General features: G+C 56.0%; 27 protein-coding genes. 12 read left to right on the forward strand and 15 right to left on the reverse strand.

From position 1 onward, the window contains the following. Nucleotides 1-10 precede the first annotated feature (10 nt). On the reverse strand, nucleotides 11-268 hold the full coding sequence (locus tag ABOK31_RS05775) for a hypothetical protein (RefSeq protein WP_349958104.1): 258 nt from the start codon (nucleotides 266-268) through the stop codon (nucleotides 11-13). Between the two features lie 287 nt (nucleotides 269-555). Here ABOK31_RS05775 and ABOK31_RS05780 point away from each other — a divergent pair, with 287 nt between their 5' ends. Next, a complete protein-coding gene (locus ABOK31_RS05780) occupies nucleotides 556-1,011 on the forward strand; it encodes a recombinase family protein (protein WP_349958106.1) in 456 nt (151 codons plus the stop codon). On the opposite strand, the gene ABOK31_RS05785 is transcribed toward ABOK31_RS05780, so the two are convergent. From ABOK31_RS05785 to ABOK31_RS05800, 4 genes are read right to left on the reverse strand one after another with little or no spacing between them, the layout of a single operon-like run. Then, nucleotides 980-1,543, reverse strand: a complete 564-nt coding sequence (locus tag ABOK31_RS05785; RefSeq protein ID WP_349956551.1) for a UPF0149 family protein — start codon at nucleotides 1,541-1,543, stop codon at nucleotides 980-982. The two genes, ABOK31_RS05780 and ABOK31_RS05785, sit on opposite strands and share 32 nt — an antisense overlap. Continuing rightward, entirely contained in the window at nucleotides 1,540-3,114 is a 1,575-nt protein-coding gene (locus ABOK31_RS05790) for an IS66 family transposase (protein ID WP_349956552.1), read from the reverse strand. The genes ABOK31_RS05785 and ABOK31_RS05790 overlap by 4 nt, the downstream gene beginning before the upstream one ends. Nucleotides 3,115-3,162: 48 nt before the next feature. Beyond that, on the reverse strand, nucleotides 3,163-3,519 hold the full coding sequence (tnpB, locus tag ABOK31_RS05795; RefSeq protein WP_192239914.1) for an IS66 family insertion sequence element accessory protein TnpB: 357 nt from the start codon (nucleotides 3,517-3,519) through the stop codon (nucleotides 3,163-3,165). Then, a complete protein-coding gene (locus tag ABOK31_RS05800; RefSeq protein WP_349956556.1) occupies nucleotides 3,516-3,974 on the reverse strand; it encodes a transposase in 459 nt (152 codons plus the stop codon). Before ABOK31_RS05800 ends, tnpB begins: the two co-directional genes overlap by 4 nt. 115 nt (nucleotides 3,975-4,089) lie before the next feature. Here ABOK31_RS05800 and ABOK31_RS05805 point away from each other — a divergent pair, with 115 nt between their 5' ends. After that, nucleotides 4,090-4,245, forward strand: coding sequence for a helix-turn-helix domain-containing protein (locus tag ABOK31_RS05805; RefSeq protein ID WP_350019269.1), 156 nt, complete (start codon nucleotides 4,090-4,092; stop codon nucleotides 4,243-4,245). A gap of 19 nt (nucleotides 4,246-4,264) precedes the next feature. Here ABOK31_RS05805 and ABOK31_RS05810 read toward each other — a convergent pair whose 3' ends face one another. The 3 genes from ABOK31_RS05810 to ABOK31_RS05820 are packed head-to-tail and all read right to left on the reverse strand — an operon-like array spanning nucleotide 4,265 to nucleotide 6,403. Further along, the gene (locus tag ABOK31_RS05810; RefSeq protein WP_349958108.1) at nucleotides 4,265-5,065 is read right to left on the reverse strand and encodes a hypothetical protein; all 801 of its coding nucleotides are present in this window, start codon (nucleotides 5,063-5,065) and stop codon (nucleotides 4,265-4,267) included. Nucleotides 5,066-5,070: 5 nt separating this feature from the next. Further along, entirely contained in the window at nucleotides 5,071-5,574 is a 504-nt protein-coding gene (locus tag ABOK31_RS05815) for a hypothetical protein (protein ID WP_349958109.1), read from the reverse strand. Then, complete coding sequence (locus ABOK31_RS05820) at nucleotides 5,564-6,403, reverse strand: hypothetical protein (protein WP_350019270.1); 840 nt, start codon at nucleotides 6,401-6,403, stop codon at nucleotides 5,564-5,566. Before ABOK31_RS05820 ends, ABOK31_RS05815 begins: the two co-directional genes overlap by 11 nt. A 1,333-nt stretch (nucleotides 6,404-7,736) precedes the next feature. Here ABOK31_RS05820 and ABOK31_RS05825 point away from each other — a divergent pair. The 7 genes from ABOK31_RS05825 (at nucleotide 7,737) to ABOK31_RS05855 (ending at nucleotide 15,702) form a co-directional block, all read left to right on the forward strand. Beyond that, nucleotides 7,737-8,609: a phage integrase N-terminal domain-containing protein gene (locus ABOK31_RS05825; protein ID WP_349958113.1), complete on the forward strand. Its 873-nt coding sequence runs from the start codon at nucleotides 7,737-7,739 to the stop codon at nucleotides 8,607-8,609. After that, a complete protein-coding gene (locus ABOK31_RS05830) occupies nucleotides 8,609-8,911 on the forward strand; it encodes a hypothetical protein (protein ID WP_349958115.1) in 303 nt (100 codons plus the stop codon). The genes ABOK31_RS05825 and ABOK31_RS05830 overlap by 1 nt, the downstream gene beginning before the upstream one ends. A gap of 259 nt (nucleotides 8,912-9,170) precedes the next feature. Beyond that, complete coding sequence (locus ABOK31_RS05835; RefSeq protein WP_349958116.1) at nucleotides 9,171-10,247, forward strand: hypothetical protein; 1,077 nt, start codon at nucleotides 9,171-9,173, stop codon at nucleotides 10,245-10,247. Nucleotides 10,248-10,277: 30 nt separating this feature from the next. Further along, the gene (locus ABOK31_RS05840) at nucleotides 10,278-11,528 is read left to right on the forward strand and encodes a phage tail tip lysozyme (RefSeq protein WP_349958118.1); all 1,251 of its coding nucleotides are present in this window, start codon (nucleotides 10,278-10,280) and stop codon (nucleotides 11,526-11,528) included. 11 nt (nucleotides 11,529-11,539) lie between these two features. Next, entirely contained in the window at nucleotides 11,540-12,655 is a 1,116-nt protein-coding gene (locus ABOK31_RS05845; protein ID WP_349958120.1) for a hypothetical protein, read from the forward strand. Between the two features lie 412 nt (nucleotides 12,656-13,067). Beyond that, a complete protein-coding gene (locus tag ABOK31_RS05850) occupies nucleotides 13,068-14,819 on the forward strand; it encodes a type IV secretory system conjugative DNA transfer family protein (RefSeq protein WP_350019271.1) in 1,752 nt (583 codons plus the stop codon). Further along, complete coding sequence (locus ABOK31_RS05855) at nucleotides 14,779-15,702, forward strand: M48 family metalloprotease (RefSeq protein ID WP_349958124.1); 924 nt, start codon at nucleotides 14,779-14,781, stop codon at nucleotides 15,700-15,702. The genes ABOK31_RS05850 and ABOK31_RS05855 overlap by 41 nt, the downstream gene beginning before the upstream one ends. Here ABOK31_RS05855 and ABOK31_RS05860 read toward each other — a convergent pair. The 4 genes from ABOK31_RS05860 to ABOK31_RS05875 are packed head-to-tail and all read right to left on the reverse strand — an operon-like array spanning nucleotide 15,687 to nucleotide 18,623. Then, nucleotides 15,687-16,712 carry an HNH endonuclease signature motif containing protein gene (locus ABOK31_RS05860; protein ID WP_349958126.1) on the reverse strand — a complete coding sequence of 342 codons (1,026 nt, stop codon included), beginning with the start codon at nucleotides 16,710-16,712 and terminating at the stop codon, nucleotides 15,687-15,689. The two genes, ABOK31_RS05855 and ABOK31_RS05860, sit on opposite strands and share 16 nt — an antisense overlap. Further along, nucleotides 16,697-17,170 (reverse strand): hypothetical protein, encoded by a 474-nt coding sequence (locus tag ABOK31_RS05865; protein ID WP_349958128.1) that lies wholly within the window; start codon nucleotides 17,168-17,170, stop codon nucleotides 16,697-16,699. Before ABOK31_RS05865 ends, ABOK31_RS05860 begins: the two co-directional genes overlap by 16 nt. A gap of 23 nt (nucleotides 17,171-17,193) precedes the next feature. Next, nucleotides 17,194-17,508, reverse strand: a complete 315-nt coding sequence (locus ABOK31_RS05870; RefSeq protein WP_349958130.1) for a hypothetical protein — start codon at nucleotides 17,506-17,508, stop codon at nucleotides 17,194-17,196. 38 nt (nucleotides 17,509-17,546) lie between these two features. Beyond that, nucleotides 17,547-18,623, reverse strand: coding sequence for a MobA/MobL family protein (locus ABOK31_RS05875; RefSeq protein WP_349958132.1), 1,077 nt, complete (start codon nucleotides 18,621-18,623; stop codon nucleotides 17,547-17,549). A 668-nt stretch (nucleotides 18,624-19,291) separates the two neighbouring features. On the opposite strand from ABOK31_RS05875, the gene ABOK31_RS05880 reads away from it, so the two are divergent. After that, nucleotides 19,292-20,044 (forward strand): hypothetical protein, encoded by a 753-nt coding sequence (locus ABOK31_RS05880; RefSeq protein WP_349958134.1) that lies wholly within the window; start codon nucleotides 19,292-19,294, stop codon nucleotides 20,042-20,044. 27 nt (nucleotides 20,045-20,071) lie between these two features. Here ABOK31_RS05880 and ABOK31_RS05885 read toward each other — a convergent pair whose 3' ends face one another. Both ABOK31_RS05885 and ABOK31_RS05890 read right to left on the reverse strand, forming a co-directional pair. Next, complete coding sequence (locus ABOK31_RS05885) at nucleotides 20,072-21,295, reverse strand: site-specific integrase (protein WP_349958136.1); 1,224 nt, start codon at nucleotides 21,293-21,295, stop codon at nucleotides 20,072-20,074. Nucleotides 21,296-21,584: 289 nt separating this feature from the next. Next, a complete protein-coding gene (locus ABOK31_RS05890) occupies nucleotides 21,585-21,926 on the reverse strand; it encodes a hypothetical protein (RefSeq protein ID WP_349958138.1) in 342 nt (113 codons plus the stop codon). A gap of 358 nt (nucleotides 21,927-22,284) precedes the next feature. Between ABOK31_RS05890 and ilvA the strand changes: the two genes are divergently transcribed. Continuing rightward, nucleotides 22,285-23,535: a threonine ammonia-lyase gene (ilvA, locus tag ABOK31_RS05895; protein ID WP_350019272.1), complete on the forward strand. Its 1,251-nt coding sequence runs from the start codon at nucleotides 22,285-22,287 to the stop codon at nucleotides 23,533-23,535. Between the two features lie 37 nt (nucleotides 23,536-23,572). Then, on the forward strand, nucleotides 23,573-23,911 hold the full coding sequence (locus ABOK31_RS05900; RefSeq protein ID WP_174174512.1) for an HlyU family transcriptional regulator: 339 nt from the start codon (nucleotides 23,573-23,575) through the stop codon (nucleotides 23,909-23,911). A 2-nt stretch (nucleotides 23,912-23,913) separates the two neighbouring features. Here ABOK31_RS05900 and ABOK31_RS05905 read toward each other — a convergent pair whose 3' ends face one another. Further along, entirely contained in the window at nucleotides 23,914-25,041 is a 1,128-nt protein-coding gene (locus ABOK31_RS05905; RefSeq protein WP_349958140.1) for a GNAT family N-acetyltransferase, read from the reverse strand. Nucleotides 25,042-25,059 lie beyond the last annotated feature (18 nt).

Here is a 25,059-nt window from a genome sequence, read left to right on the forward strand (position 1 = left end):
GGGTTCTCCGTTAATCGTGCTGCCACTGGCCGCGATCGTCCTTGGTGAAGCGCCGGTTGCGGGGACTGCCGTCGACATTAAACGAGCACACGCGGCCCGGTGCGCCGACGGCGGCGACGCAGGTCACGTCGGTGATGGAAGCCACCGGAACGAGGTTGTTGAACGATTTTGAAATGTCCTTCGCGGACGGATTGCTTTCGAACGGATTGCACGACGCGAGAAGAAGACTGGCGCACAGCAGGCCGGAAAAATGCGCATAGAATTTCATGGAAACCCCCGGAAACCGCGACGTTGCGGCTTGTTCGGGATAGTCAAAAATCACGATTTTTGACGGTCCATATTTGACGGCTATCCGGCCAAGGTCGCTGTAATGGAATCAAGTACTTAAATTGTTGCCGAACGCGGAAATCTGTAACAGAACGTGAATCCGGCCCACTTGCATAAGTCGTGATTTTTGACGGTTTGCAATTTGGGGTTATTCATTAAATAATTGAAAGACTTAGAAGTCATGTTGCAGCCAGCGGCGCGCGCTCATTTAACGGGCGGAATAAGGCAATGATCTACGGGTACGCCAGAGTTTCCACGAAAAGGCAGGATCTCGCCTATCAGCTCGACAGGCTTCAGAAGGCCGGATGCGACCGGATTATCGAAGAGAAGAAGAGCGGTAAAGACACCAAGGGGAGGCCGGAATTCCTGCGGCTTCTGGCGAGTCTTGAGCCCGGCGATATTCTGCTTGCTACAGTCTCGGATCGCATTGCCAGGGAACCGATCGATATGGTTCTTGCGCTGCGTGAGGTTGAAAATGTGGGCGCGCAACTCCGGCTTCTCGATGAGCCCTATATCGACTCGACGTTCGATTTTGCTGACGTCATTGCGTATTTGCGGGGCTGGGTCGCTCGCGTGCAGCGGCTGAAGATTCGTGAGCGCGACGAACAGCCCACTGCTTTCGGCGTTGACGGGATCGCAATAGCACTTTCTTTCAGAACTTCTGCTTTGCCCGCTTCGGCATGAAGTAGGTTCGGATATTGACAAGTGCTTCGGCGACGGCAGTAGCATCTTGGCGGGTCGCTTTCCGTTTTGTCTCGCCGAGCTTGCGGATGGGCGCGATGATATCGCCAGTCCCGGCATGACCTCGAAGAACCGGCTGCCAAAGCCTCGGCGCGTATCCTGTTCCCAACAAAAAGCAGAGGTCCCAATCGAACGGATCAAAGGTCTGATCATCGATCTTGGTGAACCTGGGCCAGTGGTCTTTCGGTGTTTCGGAAAGGCTCGCCGAGATGCGGTTATACTCCGCAACGATCGTCTGCACGGCCCGATGTTCGGTTGTCTCCATCGGCAGGTTCAGGGCATGCGGACCGGTCAGTTCCGGGATCCATTGGCGTGGGTCGATGAACTTCGGGCCGATGATGAGAGCCGTAAGATAACCGTCGAGACCGCTCATTGACCAGATTGGCGATGCTGGACGACGTGCCCTTATAAAGGCTTCGAATGCCTTGTCATCGAGCTTCGGTCGTGCGGTCGTCTCTTGGCTGTTCGATGTCATGCCGCCCGTCGCTCCTGTTCTGTCATCGCCTCGCGCTCAGCCTTCCAGTTCCAAGGGAGAAGACATTCCATTTCGCTGGCTTTTACCTTGCTGGAGATGATGCGCTCCAGCACATCGGCAAGCCAGGCCTCGGGGTCCACACCATTCAATTTACAGGTGTTGACGAGCGATGCCAGGACAGCGAAGGTCTTGCCACCGCGCTCGTTGCCCACGAACAACGAATTCTTCCTCGTCAGGGCCACCGATTTCATCGAACGCTCCACCACATTGGAGTCCACTTCGATCCGGCCATCCTCCAGGAAGGCTGCCAGTCCGCTCCAGTGGTTGAGCGTGTAGGTGACGGCCTTGCCAAGCGCCGATTTTGCCGACACCTCGTCGCTCAATTTGGTGAGGTGGACCTTCAGCTCTCCCATGATAGGAGCTGCCTCGCGACGCCTCGCTATGAGCCGGGTATCGGCATTTTCGCCGCGCAGTCTCGCTTCGATCCGATAGATCTCGGCAACCCTGGCAAGGATCGACAGAGCCTCCGAGGAGCCGGTGAGCTTGACGACATCGACGAACTTGCGCCGCGCGTGGGCAAGGCAGAAGGCCAGCCGCATGGGCGCGACATTGCTCTTCCCCCGACGTTTGACCATGGTCTTATAGGCTTGGTATCCATCGACCTGCAGCACGCCGGCGAATGACGACAATTGTCCCTCGATCTCGCGAGCGCTGCGGCTTTCGGCAAAGATATAAGCAACCGCCGGCGGCGCCGGACCATTCCATGGGCGATCGTCGATCGCTTGCGCCCATAACTGACACACCTTGGTACGTTTGCGCCCTAGATCAAGCCGCGGGAGCGGCGTCTCGTCACAAAACACCCTCGGCTGCAAGCGGATGAAGGCGAGTAGCTCGTCATAGAGAAGTTCTAGCCACCAGGCGACCCGCGTCACCCAGGCACCGAGTGTGCCCCGATCAATGATGACGCCGCAGGAGGCAAGCATCTGGGCCTGACGATGGAGCGGGAGATGCCAGGCAAACTTCGAAACAGCGACATGCGCGGCAAACGCCGTGGTCACCATGCCACCGTCCATCACGCGCGCTGGTGCCGGCGCCTGCACAACGACGCTTTCGCAGGCCCGGCAGGCATAGCGCGGCCGGATCGTCCGCTTCACCCGGACAACCGCCGGCACGATGTCGAGCGCCTCGCTGACGTCCGTGCCAATGCAATGAAGTTCGAACGAGCAGCAGGGGCAGAGCTTGTTCTCCGGTTCGATGATCTCGTCATAACGCGGAAGGTGCTTGGGCAAACGGCCGATATTGCGGGCTGGCGATCGCCGTGGCTGCGTTTTGTCCTCGGCGGCAGGCGCGACATCGTCATTGGCCGCAACGGGAATCTCATTGAGATCGCCAAAATCGAGCGCCGCCTGCGTCGGGTGGAGCACCGTCATCTTCTCCGATTTCGTCCCGAAGAGCTGGCGCTCAAGGAAGGCAACGCGCGCCTTGAGATCGGCATTCTCTTCGTCGAGCAAGAGAATGATCCGGGTCAATTGCGCACTGTCCTGGGGCAAGGGATCGGGTCGAAGCGGCATGACAGACCCTACCATATGAGCCTGAATCTTCAAGCAAAACCAATAGGATCAGCCTGCTTTTGAGGGTTTCCTCACCGCGTTTCGTTTGACGCGCGTCCAGTCAATGCCGGCTAGTAGAAGCGAGAACTCCTGGGCACTCATCTGCATCGCGCCATCACGGATCGGCGGCCAAACGAACTTGCCCGCCTCCAACCATTTCGTTGCCAGGATCATGCCTGATCCGTCCCAGTAAATGCAGCGAAGCCGATCCAGACGCTTGGCGCGGAACACGAACACATCGCCACAATAGGGATCGGCCGCAAGCGCTGACGCCACCAAAGCCACCAGGCCATTCATGCCGCGCCGGAAGTCGACAGGCTGCGTCGCCACCATGATCTTCACGCCATTTGGCGAAACTCCGATCACCGGCGACCTCGCAACGCCGCCACCATCGCTTGTGCCAGCTCAGGCGCTACCGAGCCGATAACTGTCATGCGCGCGCCAGCAATCTCGATCTCAATCCGACCCGCGGCGAAGTGGGCGACATCCGACGGCGAGTTCTGGGGAGACGTTTGATCGCCAACCAACGTCACCGGCACGAACATCGCCTGCTGCGCGCCGGCCTTCGCGGTTCGTTGAGAGGTCAGCCCGGCTTCCCGACGCCAGACGTTCAGCAAGCCGCGATTGACGCCCCAGCGCCGGGCCACAGCCGAGATGTTCACATCAGGTTCCGCGCTTTCCACAAGGATCCGCGCCTTCTCCTCATCAGTCCAATTCCGCCGCTGCCGCCGACCGGTGATCACCTCGATCCGCCGATACTTTCCCTCATGCCTGGCTTCATCCATGACTTCAAGCATGGCATCAGCGCGGTCTCCAACCATTCCATTCAGCTCCTATCGATGAAGGAGCTTATCTCGCGGCCTCATTCACAAAAGAAAAGGTGGGTTGTGCGTCGCGCTCACGAAGATTCTCGCGAACACTGCTAGCGGTCGCGAGATGGCAAAAGCACGAGGGGTAAAGTTCGGGCGGAAACCGAAGCTGAATATCGGTCAGAGGGCTCAGGTTGCCAAAAGGAAGGCAATGGGCGAACCGTATGCGCGGATTGCGCGGTCATATGGGGTGAGCGAGAGCACAATTTTAAGAGTGCGCTGATTAATCGGAAATTTCTACATCAACGCTCCAAGGATGAAATTGGAGTAGCTTCAATTCCCTTCCATGGGATGGCATCGCTCCAGAGAAGTTTTACTTCATTCGATATGTGTTGATACCATTTACCATCGTCTTTTTCGTAGACGAACTTAGGCTTATGCATGCCGCCCGATATCTTGTATGTTGATCGCTCAACATAAATCCTAGCCTGTTTAGAGTTTGGGTTAAGGAAATATGTCGTATATTCAATTGGAAAGTCGATAACGCGCGCCTCGATCTGGCCCGGATATATCTTTCTTAAGTTTTCAATAATAGAAAGACTTGTCTCTATTCTGAGCTTTTCTTGATCAAGGGGAACAGTTCCAGGAAATCGTTTTGTTGCCATAATAGCGGCAGTGCCGTCAGGTTGAATAAGAAGAAACCGTAGCTTCCCGCCGCGATCCAATTTCCTCTTCAACATTTCATGATATGCAGTGAGCACTGAAGCTAGGTGGGTGCCGGAAAACCAAACTTCTGTTGCTGCCTCAAGCTTTGAATAAAAATCTGCCGGAAACTCAGATTGAAATGGTGGCTTCGCCAACGGTGGTTCAATCTTATCCCCGAAGTCCCTTACAGCCTGCTTCAGGCCTAAAACTGTATATGTCAGTATCGCGATCGTTGCCATTGTGACCGGAACAAAATACTTCTCGGTCACTAGGCCAAATAAATTCGCCACTATGAGTGCAATCGACACGACGACCGAAAGGTAGAGATCAATATTCTCCCCTGAGCGGATATCTGTCAGAATCCGATCGATACGCGCTCTTCTTGGTGAGGGTGACATGATGGCTAGATCGCTTCACTTGAAAACGGGACGTTAAGGCTCCTTATTGCCGCGGCCTTGTTGGGATTGCTGGTGAGCAACCGGATACCTTTGGGTGAATGGGAGTGAATGATTTTAACGGCCAATCCATATTCTCTAGCGTCAGCTTTATAGCCTGCTGCAAGATAGGCATCTGCTTGTGTCATGCCACGAGCCTTCCACTGCTCAGAAGCAACTTTTGCCGTGTGGCCGTTGCCTCGCCCTTCCTGATCCAGCCATACGATCATTCCGCTTCCATTGGCCGCCAAGATTTCTTGCGCGCGATACATCTGCTGTCGGCAGTCGCAACCAGTGTAAAAAAATACATGCGAACTTAGGCAATCGCTGTGAATTCGGAGAAGTAATGGGTCTGCTTCTGATATATTGCCTAGTGATAATGCAATGGCGGTATCTTTGCCGTCAGTATAAACGGTCTCGAGAAAGGTGGTGACTTCGGTAGTAATTGGTGCTTCTGCTAACTTAACGAGCAATTTCAAGCTCCTCGCGGGATAATAGAGATATACCGTCCGAAGCGTTAACTGGTCCCAATTCCTCTAAAAGTTCATGCTGAAGAGTATCGATTGGATCAATTAGATGATCCCATTTGTGCTTGTTAATGTCATTTAGGACAAGCGTCCGCAGGCGTTCAAATTTTGTCGGCGACACATAAAACGATACGTCGCCTTCATCTTGCGGCATAGTCGAGCCCTTAACCTTGAGAGAAAGGTCGTTTATATAGCTCTTGAATCTTGATTTGTATTTTAGATGGCCGCCAATTGGCTTGTAGAACGCGACGCCTTTCGTCCTAAGATTTTTTTCAGCCAGTTGAAAAATAAAGGCATCTCCATTTGGTAGCGGAACGCGAATGCGGCATAACAGGCCGGGGCTAAATAGAATGTCATGGGAAGATTGATTTACCAGCGTGGCCAGCTTTGCATTATGTGTCGGCGGCTTCTCTAAGCTTATTCCGCCAACGCTGTCACCCAGAGTGTACCAATTTTCATTTACCAATTCAGTCGGCAGCATATCCAGCTTGCGAGTATCTATTGCGAGCAGTCTTGGAGGGACCGTCGCTGGGGCATTCTCTAAATCACAATAGCTCCCAGAGGTTTTGCTAACTTCATCTCGTGACGGCGGATTTAATAAAAAGACTGATGCTCTCTCAAGTTCGCTACTAACGAATGCCGAAATTTTACGATTTGCACTGTCCGGCAGAGAAACGTCAAAAATCAGCCACGGCTTGTACTCCAAGTCCCCATCGTCTCTCCTGACCCAAATCTCGCGAGTAAATGGGCCTGATATATTTGCTCTATTACTCACCGTGGTAGATCCTAATTTCTCTTTATTTCAATCTCAGCGGTCTTGTTTGTCAACTATGGATTGCTACAATTTTAGATTTGGGATGGAGCCAAGGGGCTCATGCCCCCTGAAACCATTGTCGGGCCGGTCAGCATCCGCGCGGCTATCGAAAAATCCGCTCTCCCGGCTGGTGCCGAGCAAGGCCAACGTGCGCCGCGTTAGCGCCGCCGGCCACCGTCATAGCCAAATGAAGACTATGCCCTGGTCTTAAATTCCACCTTGCCAACCCAACTTCCGGAGACTGCGTTCGAGCTAATACCGAAAGTCTTTGGTGTTATCGCAACCGTGTAGGTGTGCGAAGTGCCGTCGGGAAGCTTGACAATACCGTTTGTCTGCCAAAGCAGTGGTAGTTTGCCACTCACCAAAACCCCGCGCGGATAGGTTAGACGCCGTGAATTGCGATGGGGCGTTGCGGGCTCCCCCGCAGAAGGGGTGACGTAAAACCGCCCGCCGGGTTGCAGTCAGGGGAAGGCTTTCCCCTCCAAGCTTCCTAACCCATCAACAAAACAATGTGCCGCCGGCACTTCCGCCGACGCGGCGTGCAGGCACGAGCGGCCCGCGGTCCAAATGGGCAGGCATCGGTAGGTGGTCCCGACAAGATCCACCGACATCAGCGTTCCGCAAGTCTGTGCTCGGGAGACCGCCCCCGGCGGCGGCACACGACTTGCGGGTTGCTGACGGTGGATCACGGTGCCACCTCACACCGATTGCCCATCGCAGAACGCGGACCTATCGGCACAAAGCCAAAGGCGGAATAGGTCGGACATCAGATGTCCGACCGTGCGGGCGGCGGCGGGTCCGTCACTCGCCAACGTGTTGGGGAGTGACGGACCCGCCAAACCCCAATCACCCCATTGGTTTATTCAAATGCCCTCACATGACAGATGAATGATGCCCGTTCCGAACGGAACGAAGCGGCATCATTTTACCCGACAAGGCGCTGGCATTTAGCAGGCGCCATCGTTCACTATCCCCCCAGATCAAGCCTAAGCCTGATCCATCTTCCTCACCGTTTCCCCACTCAGAAAGGAGAGCAACATGTTTGCTCACTGCATTCGTGCGCCGCCGCGGCGGCGCAACTCCCGATACCAGCTCACCGAGCCGGTATCGGACGCCCAACAGGGCACACCACATCGGCCAGCCATCCGGCTGGCTCAGGACGGCTCTTACCGCAAGAAAGGAGACTAACCGCATTCCGGCCCCCGCCGCGAATGTCTTTTCGCGGGATGTATTGATCCAAGGATCTCTTCGCATCGGCCATCAACACTCACCTTGAACAAAGGAATAGAGTCTGATGGACGATCTGACCATGGACCTTGTACGCTTGTGCCGGCGGAACCGTGACGGTTCGCGCGGCACGCAAGCCAATCGCCAACGCGGACTGACCGCAATGGCCGAAGACCTCCAGGAGCTTGGTTACAAGCTACCGGGAGCTTCCTCCCTCAAACCCAAGCATGTTGAGGCCCTTGTCGAAAAATGGCTCGAGGAGGACAAGACCGACGCGAGCGTGCGCAACCGGCTGAGCTGGCTGCGCTGGTGGGCGGAAAAGATCGACAAACCGAATGTCGTCAGCCGCGATAACGCCGCCTATGGCGTCGCCGAGCGTGGCGAGGCGACCCGCAATCGCGCGCAGGTACTCGACCCGACGAAATTCAATACCATCGAAGATCCCCACATCAAGGCGTCGATTCAGTTGCAGGTCGCGTTCGGCCTTCGCCGCGAGGAAGCCCTGAAGTTCCGGCCGCATGTGGCTATACGTGCCGACCATATCTCGCTCCAGGCGAGTTGGACGAAAGGGGGGCGAGCACGAACTGTCGCTATTGCGACTCTGGAGCAGCGCCAGGTGCTGCAATATGTCATGACGATTGCCAAGGGCCAGGATTCTTTGATCCCCGCCGAGCTAACCTACGTCGAACACCTCAAGCGCTACGAATACCAGACCAGCAAGGCCGGCTTGCGGAACACCCACGGGTTCCGCCACGCCTACGCCCAACGGCGCTACGCCGCGCTCACCGGCAAGCCGTGCCCGCTCGCGGGCGGCAAACGCTGGAAAGACATGGACGCCAAGGAGCGCGAAGCCGATCGCGCCGCAAGGCGGCAAATCTCGGCCGAACTCGGCCATGGCCGCTTGAAAATCACCGACACCTATCTGGGGAGTGCTTTCTGATGAAACGTGCAGAGGGCAATTTCCTGATGGCGACCAAGGTGCGCACCAAATACGCCAACACAATCTTCAAGCCGGAAACAGTCGCCACCGCCATCGACGAGGTGGCCTTCAAGGGTCACCGGCAGTACCGCATTGTTCAGGAACTGCCGTTCGACCTGTCCGATACTGAGGCCGCCAAGGCCTTGGAGGAATGGCTCGATCAGGAACAGTTCCATTATATGTGGCGACCGACCCTGATTAAGCCGGATGATATGCGGCCTACGATTTCTAGCGAATATCCCGAGCTTCTAATCGTCTGGTAAGCACAAGAGGCGCAGCCATCCACGCGGGGCTGCGCTCATGTCTTTCCGTATCTGGACGTCCGATTTCATGGCAATGCCCAATACCAGCCCGTTAGAAATTTCCATCAACATTCCACCGCAATGCCCCGCCTGCGCGAAAGCAGATATAGCTGTGGAAAAGCAAAGGTTGAATTGAAGTATCTATTGTTTGCGACAGTAGGACTCGCAAATATTTCTCCGAAGTGAAATGTCGTTTATTCTTGATTCCTTGGAGAATGCTATGTTTCGTAGCAGTCTGAACGCTACTATTTTGCTTTTTGCAGCCGGAGTATCTTCATGCTCAAGTTTTGTTAATGCAGGGGATGCAGAAGTCGTAGCGATAGACGCATCTCGGGTGGAGTCGAATTCAAATAACGTACAGCGAGTACTCTATGCGTTGTCGAAAGACAGCGCGGATTCTACAGGAAAAACAAACTGGTATAGAGTAACGGAGGCGGGGTTTAATTACGTTGATACCCGCTGCGACGCCTATTTCGTGACGTTATTTAAGTTGGATCGTGACCGGCTTGCGGTTCGCGATACGCTATCGGGTTTCTCACAAACAACGTCGGCGATATTGGCCGCGACGGGTGCGAGTGGTATTTCGCTGGCTGTTGTTGCGCAGGCATTTGGACTGGGCGGCAGGCTGGTGGATATTTCAGCCAATTCGTTCCTTTATCGATTGCCCCCAGACCGGACTATGAAGTTTGTTGGGTCGCTTCAAACGGCTTATCGTGGGGGCGCTTACCGACGTCAGAATGAGATCGACTCACCATCAAAGGCGTACCACGAGATACAAAGCTATCTGAAGCTATGCATGCCGCCGATGATTGAGGCTGAAATTGCGGACTATGTTGCCGACGCTCAAGCTGCCGTTGTGACAACAGACGGCCAGGCGAGGGTCGTTGTTGGAACCGGCCAGAGCGTTGCGCAAAAGATCGAAGCCTTGCGGCCTTTGCCGGACAGCAGGCAACACTTGCCAGCTCCGCGGCCACCACAACAAACCATGGGAGCAATCACGCCGTTCGAGAGCAAGCTTCCTCCTGTTCTGCTTAAACAAATCCAATCCCTTTTGTGTGTCCCCCCTACCGGCGTCTGGAATCAAGAAACCCGCAATGCGTTCGTCGCCTTCTATCAAGGCGGAGAACATCCGAGACCCGCGATCACAAAGGACGGAGTTCAACAGAACGATGTGACGCCGAAAATATCTGAGGCATTGCAGCTCTACAAAGCCGAGCTTCCAAAAAGTTGCACCGGTACGGGTGATTCCGCACGCAAATACAAAAGTGCCACCGAGCTGGGACAACTGATGTTCTGAATAATTTCCCTCAAATCTACGGAGCATTCGATGGCAGTCATGATTTCGACGCGTACACTCAGAGATGCTCCTGGTGGCAACTCTATCGGTATCGATGCGCCGGCTCGCGCCAAAGTTTCAATCCTTGATACGAAAATCCCCTGGGTTGAGATTCAGATTCCGGGCATTGCGGACACTCCCAAAGGTTGGGTGGCGGAAGCTGCTGTCGACCTTAACAGCGATACACCCGGTCCGTTGGACAAACTGGCCTTTGCGTCACAATGCGCGTGGCAAGCGATTATCTACGATGTCAGCGCGCATTACCTGGTCGCCGTCGCTTCCTTGCGCACTGATATTACCGACGGTCCGCATGCGAATGGCGCGGAGACCGGACCGTTCTCGTTATCTCCTCAAGTCTGGGGGGCCTATGCGCAGCGCCCCGAAGTCCTTGGCCAATTTGCGGCTGCTGATATCAACGACTGGCTTGTTCAGTGTGTTGTCTTCGCGGTCATTACACGGATCACACAAAAGACCCTCGCAACATTGCTCTCCGATCAGCCCACGGTTCGCGAGCTGTACCTTGCACAGATAGTTGGAACTGCTGCTGCTGCTGCTGCTATCGCCGACCCATCCACCTCCCTTGCATCAAAATTGAATGCTGTTGATGCCAGCGAGTTGGGACGAGAGGGAATTGAGCCCCAGAAAATCGCGGCTAGCTTGCTGAATCTAACAGGCGCCGCCGCTCTCGATAAATTGGGAGCGGCGCTCGATACTGCTCTCAAGAACACAAGCCAGTTCATAGCGACGGTCGCAGCAGAGATCCTGTCGTCCTCGGACGCAACGTTGTCGCCGACAACATCCCCGAGTGTGTCGATTAATTTTGACGCTGCCAAAATCCCACCCAAGCGAAAAGACATGGCACAGCTAATAGTTCAGCGATTTCAGGAGGCCGGATACGGAGCTATTCAGGAGGTTGCGGCGCTGGCAAACGCGATTGCCGAATCCGGGCTTGACCCCACGATTAAATCTGCGGGAACCGAAAAAAGCTACGGACTATTTCAGCTCAACCAAAACGGAGTTGGGGCAGGCCATAGCGCAGATGAGCTGCGTGACCCCGAACGGAATATCGCGATTATGTTGCAGTATATGAGCGGTGAGGAACATGCTTCTGATCTGCTGTTTCGGGCTGCGACATCGCTACAGGATGCCGTATCAATTTTCGTTAGAAAGTTCGAACGCCCTGCCGACACCGCTGGCGCGATAACCACGCGCCTTCAGATCGCTGTCAATCTTGTTCATTAGGGGCTGCCAACATGAGCGACGGAAATGAACCCACGCCGGCAGGTGCGCAAGCTCCGCCTCAACCGCCACCCGATCCAAACCAAGCACAATCACCGCAGGCAAACAACGAAACTAAGAGTAGGCGTTTTTCCATGCCATCCGGGCGGACCTTGTTGACTTGGTTGCCATTGGCCGTCCTGGTAGTCTGGACAGTATTCTTTATTAAGCCTTGGAAATCACCAGCGGAAAGCAATGCGGATGACGTTGCTCTTGCGTGGAACACGACCATGCGGCGGCTGGATATTGATCCAGTTTATCCGCCTCAAGAGGATCTGTCCGTGGGGGATATCTATCTCATCCTCGATGCCGCTCATGGTGGCGCCGCAGACACCGACGGGAATCTGAAGGGACGAAGCGTAAAAATCGCAACGCTCGATATGCGCGATAATTTTTCGAGGAGACCGTATACATTTACTTTCACGGAAAACGACCCAACAACTCCAAAAATCGAGGAAGCAAGTCAGGCTCCCGCCACGACGAATTCAACCGACGATAAATCCGCACCTGTCGAGCTTTCGATCACAGCTTTCCCCGGGGTCGATGTTAAGACATTCGTCGGAAGCCAGGCGAGTGGATGGAACTTTTCGCTTGGCAGAAAGACCGGCCAAACTGAGGAAATTTCGATCCCGACTGCTGAAACCTATTCCGTGCCAGTGGTGGATGCAGTGTTGAGATTGGCGAAATTCTGCGGCGAGAAATCGACTGCCACATTTTGCCAAGATGACGCGGCGCGGAAAATTCTCTCATATGCGTTTGGCGATGCGGTGAACGAGCGCGTTAATGGCGCCTATACCTTCAATATCCGCATTAGTCTCATCCGACAGGTCTTCCTGACCCGGTATATCAAATCTCAACGTTTCCGCGGAGATGGAGTTACGGCTGGCTTCAAAGAGCCGGCCAACCAAGGCGCCGCCGACGAGGGCACACAAACTCCATCAAAACAGGCAGCCACTTCTGCGGACTACCAGAATAGATACTCAAATGGCGTGAAGCTGGAGCGGCCATTTTCACGACCGATAGCGTTCGGATTCCGTCAGGTGTCGTTCGCCCTAAAGCCCAACAGTACTAACCTGGGGAACGGGAAATGAGTATAAGTAGGTCCACGCTTATCTTGGGTTTACTTCTGCCACTCCAAGCTCTGGCAGACGATTTACCCAAAAACCCGGCGCCCATATGCGCCGACGGAGATGTAGGTTGCACCCTCAGCAATTTGCCCTGGGTCGCTCCGCCTATCGTAAGTAATGGGCCTGGTGTCATTGAGCAACATGTCCAAGATAAAGACTTCAAGTCGCAAATTTCTCCAGACATGTTCAAGAAACAAGTGTCGCCTGACCTTCAGAAGGACATTTTGAAGTCGCTACAAACTAGTCCCTCCCTGCAACAGCTTAAATAAAAGCCACGGCGCACGGATAGAACAGGGAATCGACGGAAGAATACAGCAACCTATAGGGAAGTGAAATTATGTTGCAATTCTAACAACGGTTGCTACTCTGCCCCAAGTTGGACTGGGGCGACACGATGACCAACAAGTTTGATCCTTTTGGTGATTTTCAACGTCAGTTTTCGATAGCGACAAAATTTGGGAATTGGGGCCTCAAAGCCGGAAGGCATTTGAGAGCCAAGTTCACGCGGGGCGATATTGAGCGGATGTATGGGCCAGAGGTGGCCGATGCCGTCGAGGCGGCCATCCGCTCCGGCCGGGATCCCGGGCCCATCATCGAGCGCGCCGAGCGGGATCTGGCCGCCCGCCAGGAGCGGGAGCGGCTCGTCGCCAACCCGCCACCCCTTTACGGGTCGGCGCGATGGCCGACATCGCAGGATCTTCGTCAGTATCTCAGGCCTCGTGAGGCGTTCGACCATCCACGCTCGCTCCTGCTGGGTGCCTTCAACGACGAAGGCGAGACCAAATCGGCCGGGTTGGTGCATTGGGATGGGGATGGGCACTTGCTGACCATCGCGCCGACGCGCTCCGGCAAAGGCAAGACCACGATCATACCCAATCTGTTACGCTACCAAGGCAGCTGCGTGGTCCTCGACCCGAAGGGTGAGCTGTTCGAGGCGACATCGGCGTGGCGCGGCAAGCTTGGCCCAGTCTACCGCATTGCCCCGCTGGATGGTGGTTGTGGCAAGCCGGTGCATCGCTTCGATCCCGTGAGCCGGGTTCGTCGTCCGTCGGATTCACGCTCCATCGCGCAGCAGATGTTTCCCCATGATCCCAAATCCCCGTCATTTTTCGCTGACGATGTCGTCGGCTTCATGACCGGTGTCATCGAATACGTCCGCCATAAAGCGCCACCGCATCGACGGAGCCTTGCGACCGTCTGCCAGATGGCATCCTTGAAGGGCGCGAGCCTGCTCAAGGTCATGAAGGAACTGGAGACGTTTCCGCCATCCGCCGATGCCGCTAAGGCCGTCCTCGAAAAAGATCCGCAGCGCGGTTTGAAGGTGTTGCAGGAAACGCTTTCCAGCAAGCTTTATGAATGGAAAGACCCGGATATTCAGCGGAGTATCAGCGGAAACGATGTGAGTTTCGAAAGCCTGAAGGATCAAACGGCGACCGTCTACATCGAAATCCCGTTCGACATGATGAAAACCCTTTCGGGATGGTTGCGCGTCGTCCTGAAGGCTGCGCTTGACGCCATGCTCGCCAATCCACGCATTCCGGAAATCCCCGTTCTGTTCATGCTCGACGAGTTCCTGAACATCGGGCCGTTCCCGGAATACCGCGATGCCATCAACACCCATGCCGGCGCGGGCGTCCGGCTCTGGTTCTTCCTGCAAAATCTTTACGCCATTCAGGAACATTATCCCGGCGCCAGCTGGCAGCCGTTCCTGAACTGCGCCGTGAAGCAGTTTTTCGGGGTCAACGACGAGGAAACCGCCAAGCTGATCGGCAGTTATCTCGGCCACAAGACCCATGCCTACATGAACACCAGCGGCAGTGCGAACCTATCATCCCATCTTGGCGGATGGCCGAGTGACGCTTCCACCAACAGCGGCATCTCCATGAGCGAGAGCGTCCAGTTTCTGGGTCGCCCGCTTCTGACCAGCGATGAGGTCCGTGAACTGCTGGGCGGATGGCAAGGCGACGGCTGGCGCTACGGCATTACCGACATCGCGGGGACACGCCCGTTCAAAACGGGACTCGTCGTCCACGAGAAGAGCGAAACCTGCAGACAACGCATCGGAATGATATCGCTGGGGAACGATCATGAGCGACGTAAGGGTGAATCTTCACAATCTCAGAAATAGCAGTATCCCGACCTGGTTGGGCTTGGTTCTCGGAACATGGGGCGGCCTGATCTGGGGCAGCCTGATTTCCTCTCCAATCGGCGTAGGCGTTGGTGTTGCCGCCCTAAGCGGCTTTGGCGGTTTCATCGCCGTTCCCTTGTGGGGAACGTTCTGGGGCCTGATTGGTCTTGGCAGCCAGCGAGACAGGGCCGTACGACAAGGCGTGACCTTGCTCAAGGAAGATGAACCCCTGGCGCAAAGGGTTCACGCGTTGGCCGCCCAACTCGGTCTCAAAACCAAGCCCTGGGTTGGCACCATGCCGTACAACAACGCGTTCGCCATCGGCGCCAACGCCGACAATGCCATGGTGGTGATCGGACAGCCCTTGATCGACACGCTCGATGCCGCCGAAATTGACGCCATTATCGGCCATGAGCTTGGTCACATCGCCAACAATGACATGCGCCGAATGGGGCTCGCACGTTCGTTCCAGAACTCGCTGGTCTGGTATGTCCGGTTTTCGCAGACGCTCGAAACCTGGGCGCGCTGGATACTCACATGGATGTCGGAACTCGCCATCCTACGGCTTTCCCGGAAGCGCGAGTACTGGGCCGACGCCATCGGCGCGGCGCTGACGAGCAAGGAACATATGATTTCGGCTCTGGAGAAGCTGCACAACGGCCCGGCCATTAGCGGTTTTGAACACGACAATGCGCGCATTATGGTCCGGGGGCGGGCGCTCGGTTCGATGCTCTCGACACATCCCACGCTTGAGGAGCGGCGGATTGCCCTCCAATCGGAGAGATTCCTCAAGCGGATTCCGGTACACGCTCCCAGATCGTTGCCACCGCAAGTTCCTGGCGTCTTACCAAAGGCCGAGGATATCGCCTATGCGAAGCGATAGGTGAAATTGTTGGCTAAAGCCTTTTCTGCCTCCTCCACTTCCGCTGGCACCTTAAAAAGAGTGTCGTCGTCCTCGGATAAAGCTGTTTCGGGACTGTAGTGTAACGACTGGCTGGGCCCTTCAAAGACCGTGATTCGTTTTCGCGGAGGGCAGCGATTTACTACTTCCTGTGCTGGTTCGCGTTCACCAAAGAACCCGATAAGCCGGTGAGATCTATTCCACTCAATGGCCCATGCCCAACAGTCCGCAGATGGATGCCGTCGCGTCATGAGCTTGAAGAAACCGTCAGCCGTTACGGCATGCAGACGGTTATCCCAATCTTCGACTTCCCGCATAAACCCTCGCATGACGGGATTGCCCCAGTCTTCCCAGCGCGTCATGAGGACGGGATGAAAGCCATGCAGCCACCAGCGACCCTCGCACGTCTCGGCACTATAGGTCTGCATGAAGAAGAAGGCCACGAGATGCAGCCGCGCTAACTCAAAAGCCCGCGCCTCATCAATTTGTGGAGGCGCCACCATGCTGAAATTCACAGTGACTCCCGGCCCAAGGCTACCACCGATGTTCAATGTCTCGCGGCTGTCCTGAACAGGCTTCTTCGTGCGTCGGCTAATGGAGTTTGCCGCGCGTCGTCGCGCTTCTTGAATCGCAGCCATATCGTCATGCGAGTAACGTCCGGTCGGGTCGGGCGCAAGAGTAATGGCGGCAATGTCGTTTTCAAGGTCTGACTTATCGTTGTTACATGATCGGCAGGCGTTGAGGATCAGGTTCCATTGACCATTGAGCTTCCCCTTGGGGACAAACCGGCGACCAATTACATGGTCTCTAGTGCGGTTGCTGTCTGTCAATGCGATGCCACAATAAGCGCAGCGCGCATTCTTGAGTACGACGGCGCGATTTGCAGGATAGATACGGCGGGTTGGCCTCATGAAGTAGCTATTTCCGAATTCGTGAAAGGACCGTGTATGAATTTGAATGTCGGGAAAATCGATCGCTACGGTTTCCACCAATCCAGATAATCCTCCGGTTCGCGATCTTCGCGATGCATCTCGTCGAGCATCCGTTCCTCAGCCTCACGACGCGGGTGGCGCTCATCCCGCGCAATGTCCCGCCGTTCCGGTCCGGGCGCATCAAGGACAGGCCGTAACCAGTCCAGATGATCTTCCTGTATGGCGGGCGTTTTGGCTTCCCATTGCTGAGTGACCAGCCTTTCAACACCTCTTTCGTCCTGCTCGCGGATACGGTTTTCCAGATCTTCAATCTGCGCCGTGGCCTTACCGAGCTCGAACATAAAGCCAGCCTGGGTTTTCTGGCGCTCGGTGAGTACCATGATGGCGTGGCCGACATCATCGGTCGCGGCGGCTATCGCATGGATGGCGCGCTCGATCTGATAGTCGAGATCCTCTATCGTATCCTCAAGGGTGTGGGCATGTTCACGCAAGGCTTCCAGTTGCGCTTTCATATCCATGGTGGCCTCCGGTCAAGGCAAGGTCAGTGGGCGTAATAGTAGGTGGGCTGATGATCGGGCTGGTCTTGTAGTTCGGCAATGAGAAAGGCGCGCAGGCGCTCACCTGACGCAACAAGTTCCTGAGCACGGGCGTGGAAGTAGTAGGTGCTCTGGCGCAGTTCCTCGCTGATATCTGGCAGGGTGTCCGCCTGGATCTTTCGCATCGCCCAGTAGGCGAGCCGCTTGCGGCGGCGAATGAGGTCGGTTTCCAACCATTCCAGCTCCTTCCGCGTCTTTGCGCGCTGCTCATCCGTCAACTCGCGGATGCCAAGTACCGAGCCTGTGTAAACCTGTGTCATGCAGAAATGATGGGACGACCTCCGCCATTCTGCAAGTGCTATCTGCGGCTTTGTTCCGGCTCGTGCCATTCGCCATCCTCGGATGGTTTGGGGAGAGGTTGAATCTCCACGTCCAGCCAGTCGAGATGGTTTTCCCACCGTTCCAGAACCGCTAGGTCACCCGGACTTTCAGCATGCTGCTCTGGTCGGTCCATCCAGTCCAACGTATGATCGGGAGCCAACCGATAGGCGGCGGCTTCGTCCTCGCTCAACTCGCGGCTATTCTGGCGGTCGAGGGCGGCCTGCGCATCAGCGCGGTCGCCGGCTTGCTCCACGCGTTCTGCCGGCACCGGCCAGTGCATGGCGTCAAGCATCTTGGTTTCCGCCGCGTCCAAGTCGCGGGGATGGATCGGCGACCCGTCGGGATCGGGCACGGGAAGGTCATGGTCAGGCTCATCGGCTCGCATCTGTTCGTTCTCCTTGCGCGCATGGGCGCGGCGTGCACGCCGTTCGTCCGGGTTGGCGCCACGGTGGGTTCCGGGTATTTGCTCGGCATTGCGTTTGGCATGACTGCGGTTATCGATCGTCACGGACACGCCGGCTTTGGCCAAGGCCTCGTTCGCCACCTTCTTCCAGAGGCTGCGCGCTTCGGTGACGAACTGGCGCCCGTCAGCGCTGCGGATCTTCGGCCCAAACCCGTCCGGCGTGACCACACGTGTGGTCATCAGGAGGTGGACATGGGGATTGTGGCGAGTGCCGTCCTCGTGGATGGCGAGATCCACCACGAAGCCTTGCGTCGTGTACGCATTGGCCATGGCACGGGCCACGGTGAGCCAGGTCTCGCGCGGCAGCTCCCTCGGAATCGCGAATTCGATCTCTTTGGCGAGACGTGCATCGACGCGCTTTTCCGCTTCCTCGACGCCATTCCAAAGCCGCGCGCGATCCGCCATCCACGATGGCGCACCCGCGGGGAGGTGGATTTCATTGGCGACGACATCGCGCCGTCCGCTGAATGCGGACTCGCGCTCCTCGGCTTCATTGGGCAGGGTCTCACCGGCACGATAGGCGGCGGCGGCCACGATGGTCCGCCCGTCGCCGCGACTGATGTTTTTCACATGCAGATGGTAGATGGCCACACACCTCTCCTCGGCACGGACGGGGGTCCAGGGGTCTCCCCGGGCGCACTTGCCGATTTTCTCCGGACGCCGTGCGGCCGGTTAGAAAATCGTGCAACGCATCGCCTCTTTTGCCAATGCGTACACATTGGGGCGATGCGTAGGTGCGCTGTTACGCATTGATACATGGTTGGTTGTTTCTTTCAAGATGGCGGCAACACTGCAGGTTGCCGAACCTCCTTGGGAAAGTCTCCCGAGCGCGCGATTATCAGTTGAGAATGGCCCGCCACTTTGCTAGCAGAGGAAACCACGCGGACGTGGTGAAACTGGTAGACACAAGGGACTTAAACGCAATTTGAGTGCACCGGCGGAAACGCTGGCTGTAGAACTGCTCAAAGTCGGGGAACCCTGTCAGATGGCGATCCCGAGCCAAGCCTCGCGAGAGGAAGGTGTAGAGACTAGACGGGCAGCACCTAAGGCAACGCTAGGGTGAAGGTATAGTCCAGACCACAAACGCCGAATGGCGGCGGCGAAAGCCGTAGCTGGTAAGAAAATCCCTCGGCCTTTGGCTATACGGGTTCGACCCCCGTCGTCCGCACCAATTGCATATAGTTGAATATTAGCTTGACCAAATCCCTTTCTCGGTAATTCTATTCATACCGCTGTGCGCGTAAGAGGGAGGGGTTCTCATGAGCGACTTCAGCGCAATCCCAGATGTGCATCAATCGGCGGCAGCAAGTCGCCCGCCGGGAATGTTGGCCGACGCATCGGCGCCGGCTGTTCTGCCGCCGATCGGTGCGGGTCCTATGCCCATCCTGCCGCAGTACCAGCCCTTGCTGATTGGTGAGACCAACGGCGAGTTCGGCGTATTCGATGCAAATGGGCATACATGCAGAGTTCCAAAAATCGTCAATATCTCAAAGATACGAGCATTCTTCGGAGGGTGCCCACCGGCCAAGTTTCTAAACGATCAAAATCCCGAGTGCAGCTGTAAAGCGTTCATTTCTCAAATGGATGATTTCGGTATATTAACAACAAAAATTGGCGGCCAGTACTATACCGCTTACGGTACCGGGATTGGCTATCCGATTATGCTCGTAATATTGGCGCTAATTGTCTTTGGGACGATTGGAGCTCCAATTATTTATTTCATCTCTTATCGCATGAGCAGATCAGAGATTCAGGCGACGAAAAACCCCGAGTTCTTTTTTCAATGGCACGCACGGCGGCTTTCCGGCCTCTTCGCACTTGTGCTCTTCTGCGCAGGTTTTGCCTTATTCTTTCTAAGCCTCGCGGGGACGAGCGAAATTGAACTCCTCGGCCTCAGACTTTCCACCAACTATCCGGGCTTAGTGATGGTCGCCTTTGGATTTCTGATCTGGTGGCGAATTCTGAGCGGTACGTTGCGCGTTGTGAAAGCAGCTCCGTCCGGGGGTGGGTAATTCACCGCGACGTTCAAAAGGCGCTAACTAAGCTCGGTGTGCATTCCGCTTCTCATGCTCAACGATCTTCTTCTTCGACTTCACCTTGCGCCGGACGTTCACGGCGGCGGCGCTGATGCTGGTCGAGATGTGTGAAGCGTAGTATTTCTCAATCATCTCGACGCTGGTCCGGCAGTTCTTGGCGACCTGGTAGATATCGGCGCCTTCCATAAGCCGCAGGCAGATATAGGTATGCCGCAGGCTGTAAGCCGTGCGGCGAGTGCCCTCGCGGTCGAACTTCAGGCCTTCCTCTTCCAGGATGTTGTTGAACATCTCCATGTGGTTGTCTTCAAAGATCAGCGCCTCCGGCTTCGGAAGGTTCCGCTTGAGCAGCCGCTCGAACGGGAACACGGCGCTAGGCATGCTCTTGCAATAGCCCACACCACGCTTGCCACGCACCTGGATCAGCAGGATGGTTTCCTTGGTCTCTTCATCCTCGACGATTTCGACATCCCGGTACTGAAGCCTCTTGGCTTCGTCGGGCCGCAGGCCGGTATTGGCCATGAACAGCACATAGTCGTGCAACTGCTGCGCATTCCACTCGAAGCGCTTGCCCTGGTGCTCCTCGGCGCGTTTGCGGGTCGCCGTGTAAAGTTGCTTGTATTCATCGGGTGAGAACCACGCCCGGTGCGAGATCTTCTCGGCGGACTTATACGGGGTCGTAAGATCCGGCAGATGGGTCAGCCAGCCATGCCGGATGGCGGTTTTCAGAACCTGTCGCAGCACCACGATCTCCTGATGCAGGGTGTTCTTGGCGGGCAGCTTCTTGACCGGCTTGCCGTCAGGATCGTCCTTCGGCACCACCTCAGGCGCGGTGGTGTAGCGCATGACCCGGTATTCCTGCACTTTGCCCGCCGTCACCTCCGACAGCCCCAACTCGCCGAAGAAGGGGGTAAGGTAGAGCCGCAACCGGCGCTCGTTGCCATCGACGTAAGTGCGGTTGCGGGCGCCGCCGGTCACCACGTCGTATTCCTCAAGATAACGCTTGGCGGCCTCCTTGAAGGTCTTCTCGTCCTTCAGCCCGCCGCCTTTCTCCTTGGCTTTCATCCGGAAGAACCAGTCCTCCGCGAATTCCTTCGCCTGGGCGAGGCTTTCTTCGCCGGTGCTGGTCCGCCAGTTCTTGCCGTTGATGCGGGTGGAGCACTGCCACCGTTTGCTGTTCTCACGGCGGTAGACGAGCACCTTGCCGCCTAAAATCTCGTGCGTGGCCATGCTTTCAATCCCATCCTTGCGTCCCGAAAACTGTGCATCAGACTGTGTATGGAATGTGTACGCCAAAATGGCGGAGATTTTATGGCGGGTGAAATATTAAATAGCTGATTTCACATAATTATTTTTGATGATGAGAACCCGTAGGGACAAAGGCCGAGGGATTTTAAGTCCCTTGCGTCTACCAGTTTCGCCACGTCCGCGTGCCTTTCCCCATCAAGCACTTGAGCGATTCAGTCAAGGAAATGTTTTGTGGGAAAGGGCCGACAGGTGTCGGCGCGACGCGCGTTGCTCAGTGACCTTTGAGAACGCTGACAAGCGCTGGCGTCACCTTCTTTTGCTGGAACATGGCCTTGAAATCGGCATAGCTGATTTTTCCCGATGCCAAGCCGTTCGTCAGCCGCTGACAAAAGAGCCGCTTTGCTTCGCTTCTCTGGGATTTGACGTAAAAGGCGACTTCATCCAGCGTTTCCGGCGACAAGTGCTGCGACATGCACTTGGAGATGAGCTGCGCACGGGCAGTCGGGCTTTCCTTGATAATCGGAACGCCTTTCTTGAAGTTTTCTTCCTGGGACGTGCAGGAGGCCAGAACGGCTAGGGCAAAGACGAACGACGCGGATGGTATAAAGCGCATAATGATGGTCTCCCTTGGACAATGTCGGGATAGCATCTTTCGCGCGACTTTCAATCGGGAGCGCAATTATGAAGTTAATTGCTGCTTTGTCGCTGATAAGCGAAGCCCGCCGTAGCCGACGGATCGGATTTAAGGCGGGCCTCTAACCATCGTCATGATGGCTGCTTCCTATTGGAGGGAGGGGGCGCTTGGCTGTCAACTCGCAGATTTAGGGAGCCAGTCTTTGGACGCAAAAATAGTCAGCGTCACCTGTACAGCGGAAATCTCATTCCGACAGGACCGAAAGCGCGATAAACAGGCTTTCTTTAGTCATCTTTCCTGTGTCATAGCGGGGGGATTGAAGAAGGACGGACAAGCCGTGGACAAACAGACTGTTCTCGAAGCCACAGAGGCCATGCGTGGCCTCTTTCCCGCAACGCCGCTGCAGCTGAACGAGCATCTTTCCGCCCGCTATGGCGCGGAAATCTGGCTGAAGCGCGAGGATCTGACGCCGGTGCGTTCCTACAAGATCCGCGGCGCCTTCAATTTCTTCCGCAAGGTGATTGCCGAGGGCGGCACGGGAAAGACCTTCGTCTGCGCATCCGCCGGCAATCATGCCCAGGGCTTTGCCTTCGTCTGCCGCCATTTCGGCGTGCCGGGCGTGGTCTACATGCCAGTCACGACGCCGCAGCAGAAGATCGACAAAACCCGCATCTTCGGCGGCGAGTTCATCACCATCAAGCTCTTCGGCGATTTCTTCGACCAGTGCTATCAGGCCGCGCGCGAGCACGTTGAAAAGATTGATGGTGTCATGGTGCCGCCTTTTGATCATGCGGATATTATCGAGGGGCAGGCAACTGTTGCGGCCGAGATTGCCGAGCAACTGCCCGACGGCGTTGTTCCCGACCATGTTCTTCTTCCGGTTGGTGGCGGCGGTCTTGCGGCGGGCATCACCGGCTATTTTGCAGATAAACTTCCGCCTGCTGCTTTCACCTTCGCAGAACCGGCCGGTGCGCCGAGCCTTCGCCGCAGTATAGAGGCAGGGCAGGTGGTGACGCTTGCCAAGGTCGACAATTTCGTCGATGGCGCGGCCGTCGGCCGCATCGGCGAACTGAATTTTGCGGCCCTCGAGGGCTTTGCGGCCGAGCAGGTCAAGCTCATCGAGGAAAACGCCATCTGCGTGACCATCACCGATATGCTGAATGTCGAAGGCGTCGTGCTGGAACCGGCCGGGGCTCTGGCGATCACCGCTCTGGAAAAGCTCGATCGGGACAGCATCCGCGGCAAAACCATCGTCGCCGTCGTTTCCGGCGGCAATTTTGATTTCGAGCGCCTGCCTGACGTCAAGGAGCGCGCCATGCGCTATGCCGGGCTGAAGAAATACTTCATCTTGCGCTTGGCTCAGCGTCCCGGCGCGCTTCGCGATTTCCTCAATATGCTCGGACCGGAAGACGATATCGCCCGCTTCGAATATCTGAAGAAGAGCGCCCGCAATTTCGGCTCCATCCTGATCGGCATCGAGACGAAGAATCCGGATAATTTCAAGCAGCTTATCGCCAATTTTGAAAGTTCCGGCATGGGCTATGAGGACATCACCGAAAACGAGATCCTGGCCAACCTGATCATTTGACTTTGCGACCTTGCAACCTTCATGCTAAAGGCCATTCATGGCTTCGTTCTTTTCAAATATCATTTCGATCTTCACCGGTGGCGCGTCGCAGGCGGGCACTGAAAAGTCTAGTGGTTCCACGGTCAGCGTCGAGCCCCAGGTGCATGCCGGCTGCACGATCCATGCGACCCCGCAGCGCGAGGGCAATCAGTTCCGCCTCATGGGCCGGATCGAAAAGGATGTGAACGGCGAGATCCTGGTGCGCAATTTCATCCGCGCCGATGTCTTCACCTCGTCTGATGATGCCGTGGAATCGACCTTCCGCAAGGGCCAGCAGATCATCGACCAGAACGGCGCCGGTCTTTTCGGCGACGGCGAAAAGATTCGCCAAGTCTGATATCAGGCAGGTTTATTCGACGTCGCAATGAAGGAATTTGGATTTCCTTGCACCGCCGCCTTCAAACTCTCGATATTGGCGGACATCACCAGTGCCGAGGCTTTCACGCTATCCAAAATTTCGATCGTCTCGCCGCTCGTTTCCGTAAAGCCGTGTTTTCTATAGAAGCCGATAGCCATCGGGCTTGAAACGAGAACCCTGATTTCGACCTTTTCAGCGGTTTCGATTGTAGCCGCCACTCCACGCAGCAGCCGCGAGCCGAGGCCTTTCCTTTGTTGGCTGGGATGAACATACATCCCCCAGAGATAGGCGATGGCTCCACGTTCCGCGACGATAGCACTTCCGAGGATTTGATGGTCCGAGGCCATGCAATGGCCGCGCTCACCTGAGCCCGGCAGCATCGATGCAGTTCCTTTGCGCTCTATATCTTCGAGCATAGCCGACAGCGCGTTTTGGCCCAGACTCGGGCCGTAGGTAGCGGTCCAGGCATCTCTCCATAAATCTTGCAGGTCTGCGGTGTCGTCCGGGGTTATTGCTCGGAAGCTTGGGATCATACCTTCATCCAACGGGTTCCAAGCCGGTGAGAACGGCTTTTGCAAAATAGAAGGATAGCAAACGCGGCAAGCAGTCATAAAGACGTTTGCCCGACATCGCGATATGCCGCGTAAGTTAAGACCGTCCGGCAGCCAGCTTTCCAGATAGTCTTCAATCGGCTTTCCCGACATGACTGTCGAAATCCAGGCGCGCCGTTCAAAATCAATTGCGACCAGTTCGTAAGCGCAGGCCATGAGATCGCTCTTGGTGAATGAAAATTTTGGTTGTCCTGAATAGTTCGACTGAGCGGCGTATTGCATGCAAACGCACTCGTTTACCCACCATTGGGTCAACAAGGTCTTTGCGCTGCTTCCGTGATGAAGGATAACGAAGCCGACGGAGTAATGGGGCGCCCCTTCGATACGGCCAAGATTGGCTTCGACGAAAGAGCGCGCCTCTATGATCAATTCCGGTTGCAGGAACTGTTCTTTTTCCGGGGCGTGCGCAGAGATCCCGTAAGCCTTGATGCGCCAACCGGATATGTACCAGGTGCCTAAGCGCCGGAAATGTCGCGGCGTGTACAACGGAATTAGCATCTTTTTCTCTTCATCCGA

Source organism: Rhizobium sp. ZPR4, assembly GCF_040215725.1.
Lineage (GTDB): Bacteria > Pseudomonadota > Alphaproteobacteria > Rhizobiales > Rhizobiaceae > Rhizobium > Rhizobium rhizogenes_D.

Bases quoted from the DNA above. Each gene is read 5' to 3' on its own strand.
- ABOK31_RS05790 (WP_349956552.1), bottom strand. From the start codon at position 3,114: ATGCCGCTTCGACCCGATCCCTTGCCCCAGGACAGTGCGCAATTGACC.
- ABOK31_RS05825 (WP_349958113.1), top strand. From the start codon at position 7,737: ATGGACGATCTGACCATGGACCTTGTACGCTTGTGCCGGCGGAACCGT.
- ABOK31_RS05810 (WP_349958108.1), bottom strand. From the start codon at position 5,065: ATGTCACCCTCACCAAGAAGAGCGCGTATCGATCGGATTCTGACAGAT.
- ABOK31_RS05900 (WP_174174512.1), top strand. From the start codon at position 23,573: ATGGCTTCGTTCTTTTCAAATATCATTTCGATCTTCACCGGTGGCGCG.
- ABOK31_RS05880 (WP_349958134.1), top strand. From the start codon at position 19,292: ATGAGCGACTTCAGCGCAATCCCAGATGTGCATCAATCGGCGGCAGCA.
- ABOK31_RS05800 (WP_349956556.1), bottom strand. From the start codon at position 3,974: ATGGTTGGAGACCGCGCTGATGCCATGCTTGAAGTCATGGATGAAGCC.
- ABOK31_RS05870 (WP_349958130.1), bottom strand. From the start codon at position 17,508: ATGACACAGGTTTACACAGGCTCGGTACTTGGCATCCGCGAGTTGACG.
- ABOK31_RS05840 (WP_349958118.1), top strand. From the start codon at position 10,278: ATGGCAGTCATGATTTCGACGCGTACACTCAGAGATGCTCCTGGTGGC.
- ABOK31_RS05845 (WP_349958120.1), top strand. From the start codon at position 11,540: ATGAGCGACGGAAATGAACCCACGCCGGCAGGTGCGCAAGCTCCGCCT.
- ABOK31_RS05905 (WP_349958140.1), bottom strand. From the start codon at position 25,041: ATGCTAATTCCGTTGTACACGCCGCGACATTTCCGGCGCTTAGGCACC.
- ABOK31_RS05890 (WP_349958138.1), bottom strand. From the start codon at position 21,926: ATGCGCTTTATACCATCCGCGTCGTTCGTCTTTGCCCTAGCCGTTCTG.
- ABOK31_RS05780 (WP_349958106.1), top strand. From the start codon at position 556: ATGATCTACGGGTACGCCAGAGTTTCCACGAAAAGGCAGGATCTCGCC.
- ABOK31_RS05830 (WP_349958115.1), top strand. From the start codon at position 8,609: ATGAAACGTGCAGAGGGCAATTTCCTGATGGCGACCAAGGTGCGCACC.
- ABOK31_RS05865 (WP_349958128.1), bottom strand. From the start codon at position 17,170: ATGGATATGAAAGCGCAACTGGAAGCCTTGCGTGAACATGCCCACACC.
- ABOK31_RS05835 (WP_349958116.1), top strand. From the start codon at position 9,171: ATGTTTCGTAGCAGTCTGAACGCTACTATTTTGCTTTTTGCAGCCGGA.
- ABOK31_RS05785 (WP_349956551.1), bottom strand. From the start codon at position 1,543: ATGACATCGAACAGCCAAGAGACGACCGCACGACCGAAGCTCGATGAC.
- ABOK31_RS05775 (WP_349958104.1), bottom strand. From the start codon at position 268: ATGAAATTCTATGCGCATTTTTCCGGCCTGCTGTGCGCCAGTCTTCTT.
- ABOK31_RS05805 (WP_350019269.1), top strand. From the start codon at position 4,090: ATGGCAAAAGCACGAGGGGTAAAGTTCGGGCGGAAACCGAAGCTGAAT.
- ABOK31_RS05855 (WP_349958124.1), top strand. From the start codon at position 14,779: ATGAGCGACGTAAGGGTGAATCTTCACAATCTCAGAAATAGCAGTATC.
- ABOK31_RS05885 (WP_349958136.1), bottom strand. From the start codon at position 21,295: ATGGCCACGCACGAGATTTTAGGCGGCAAGGTGCTCGTCTACCGCCGT.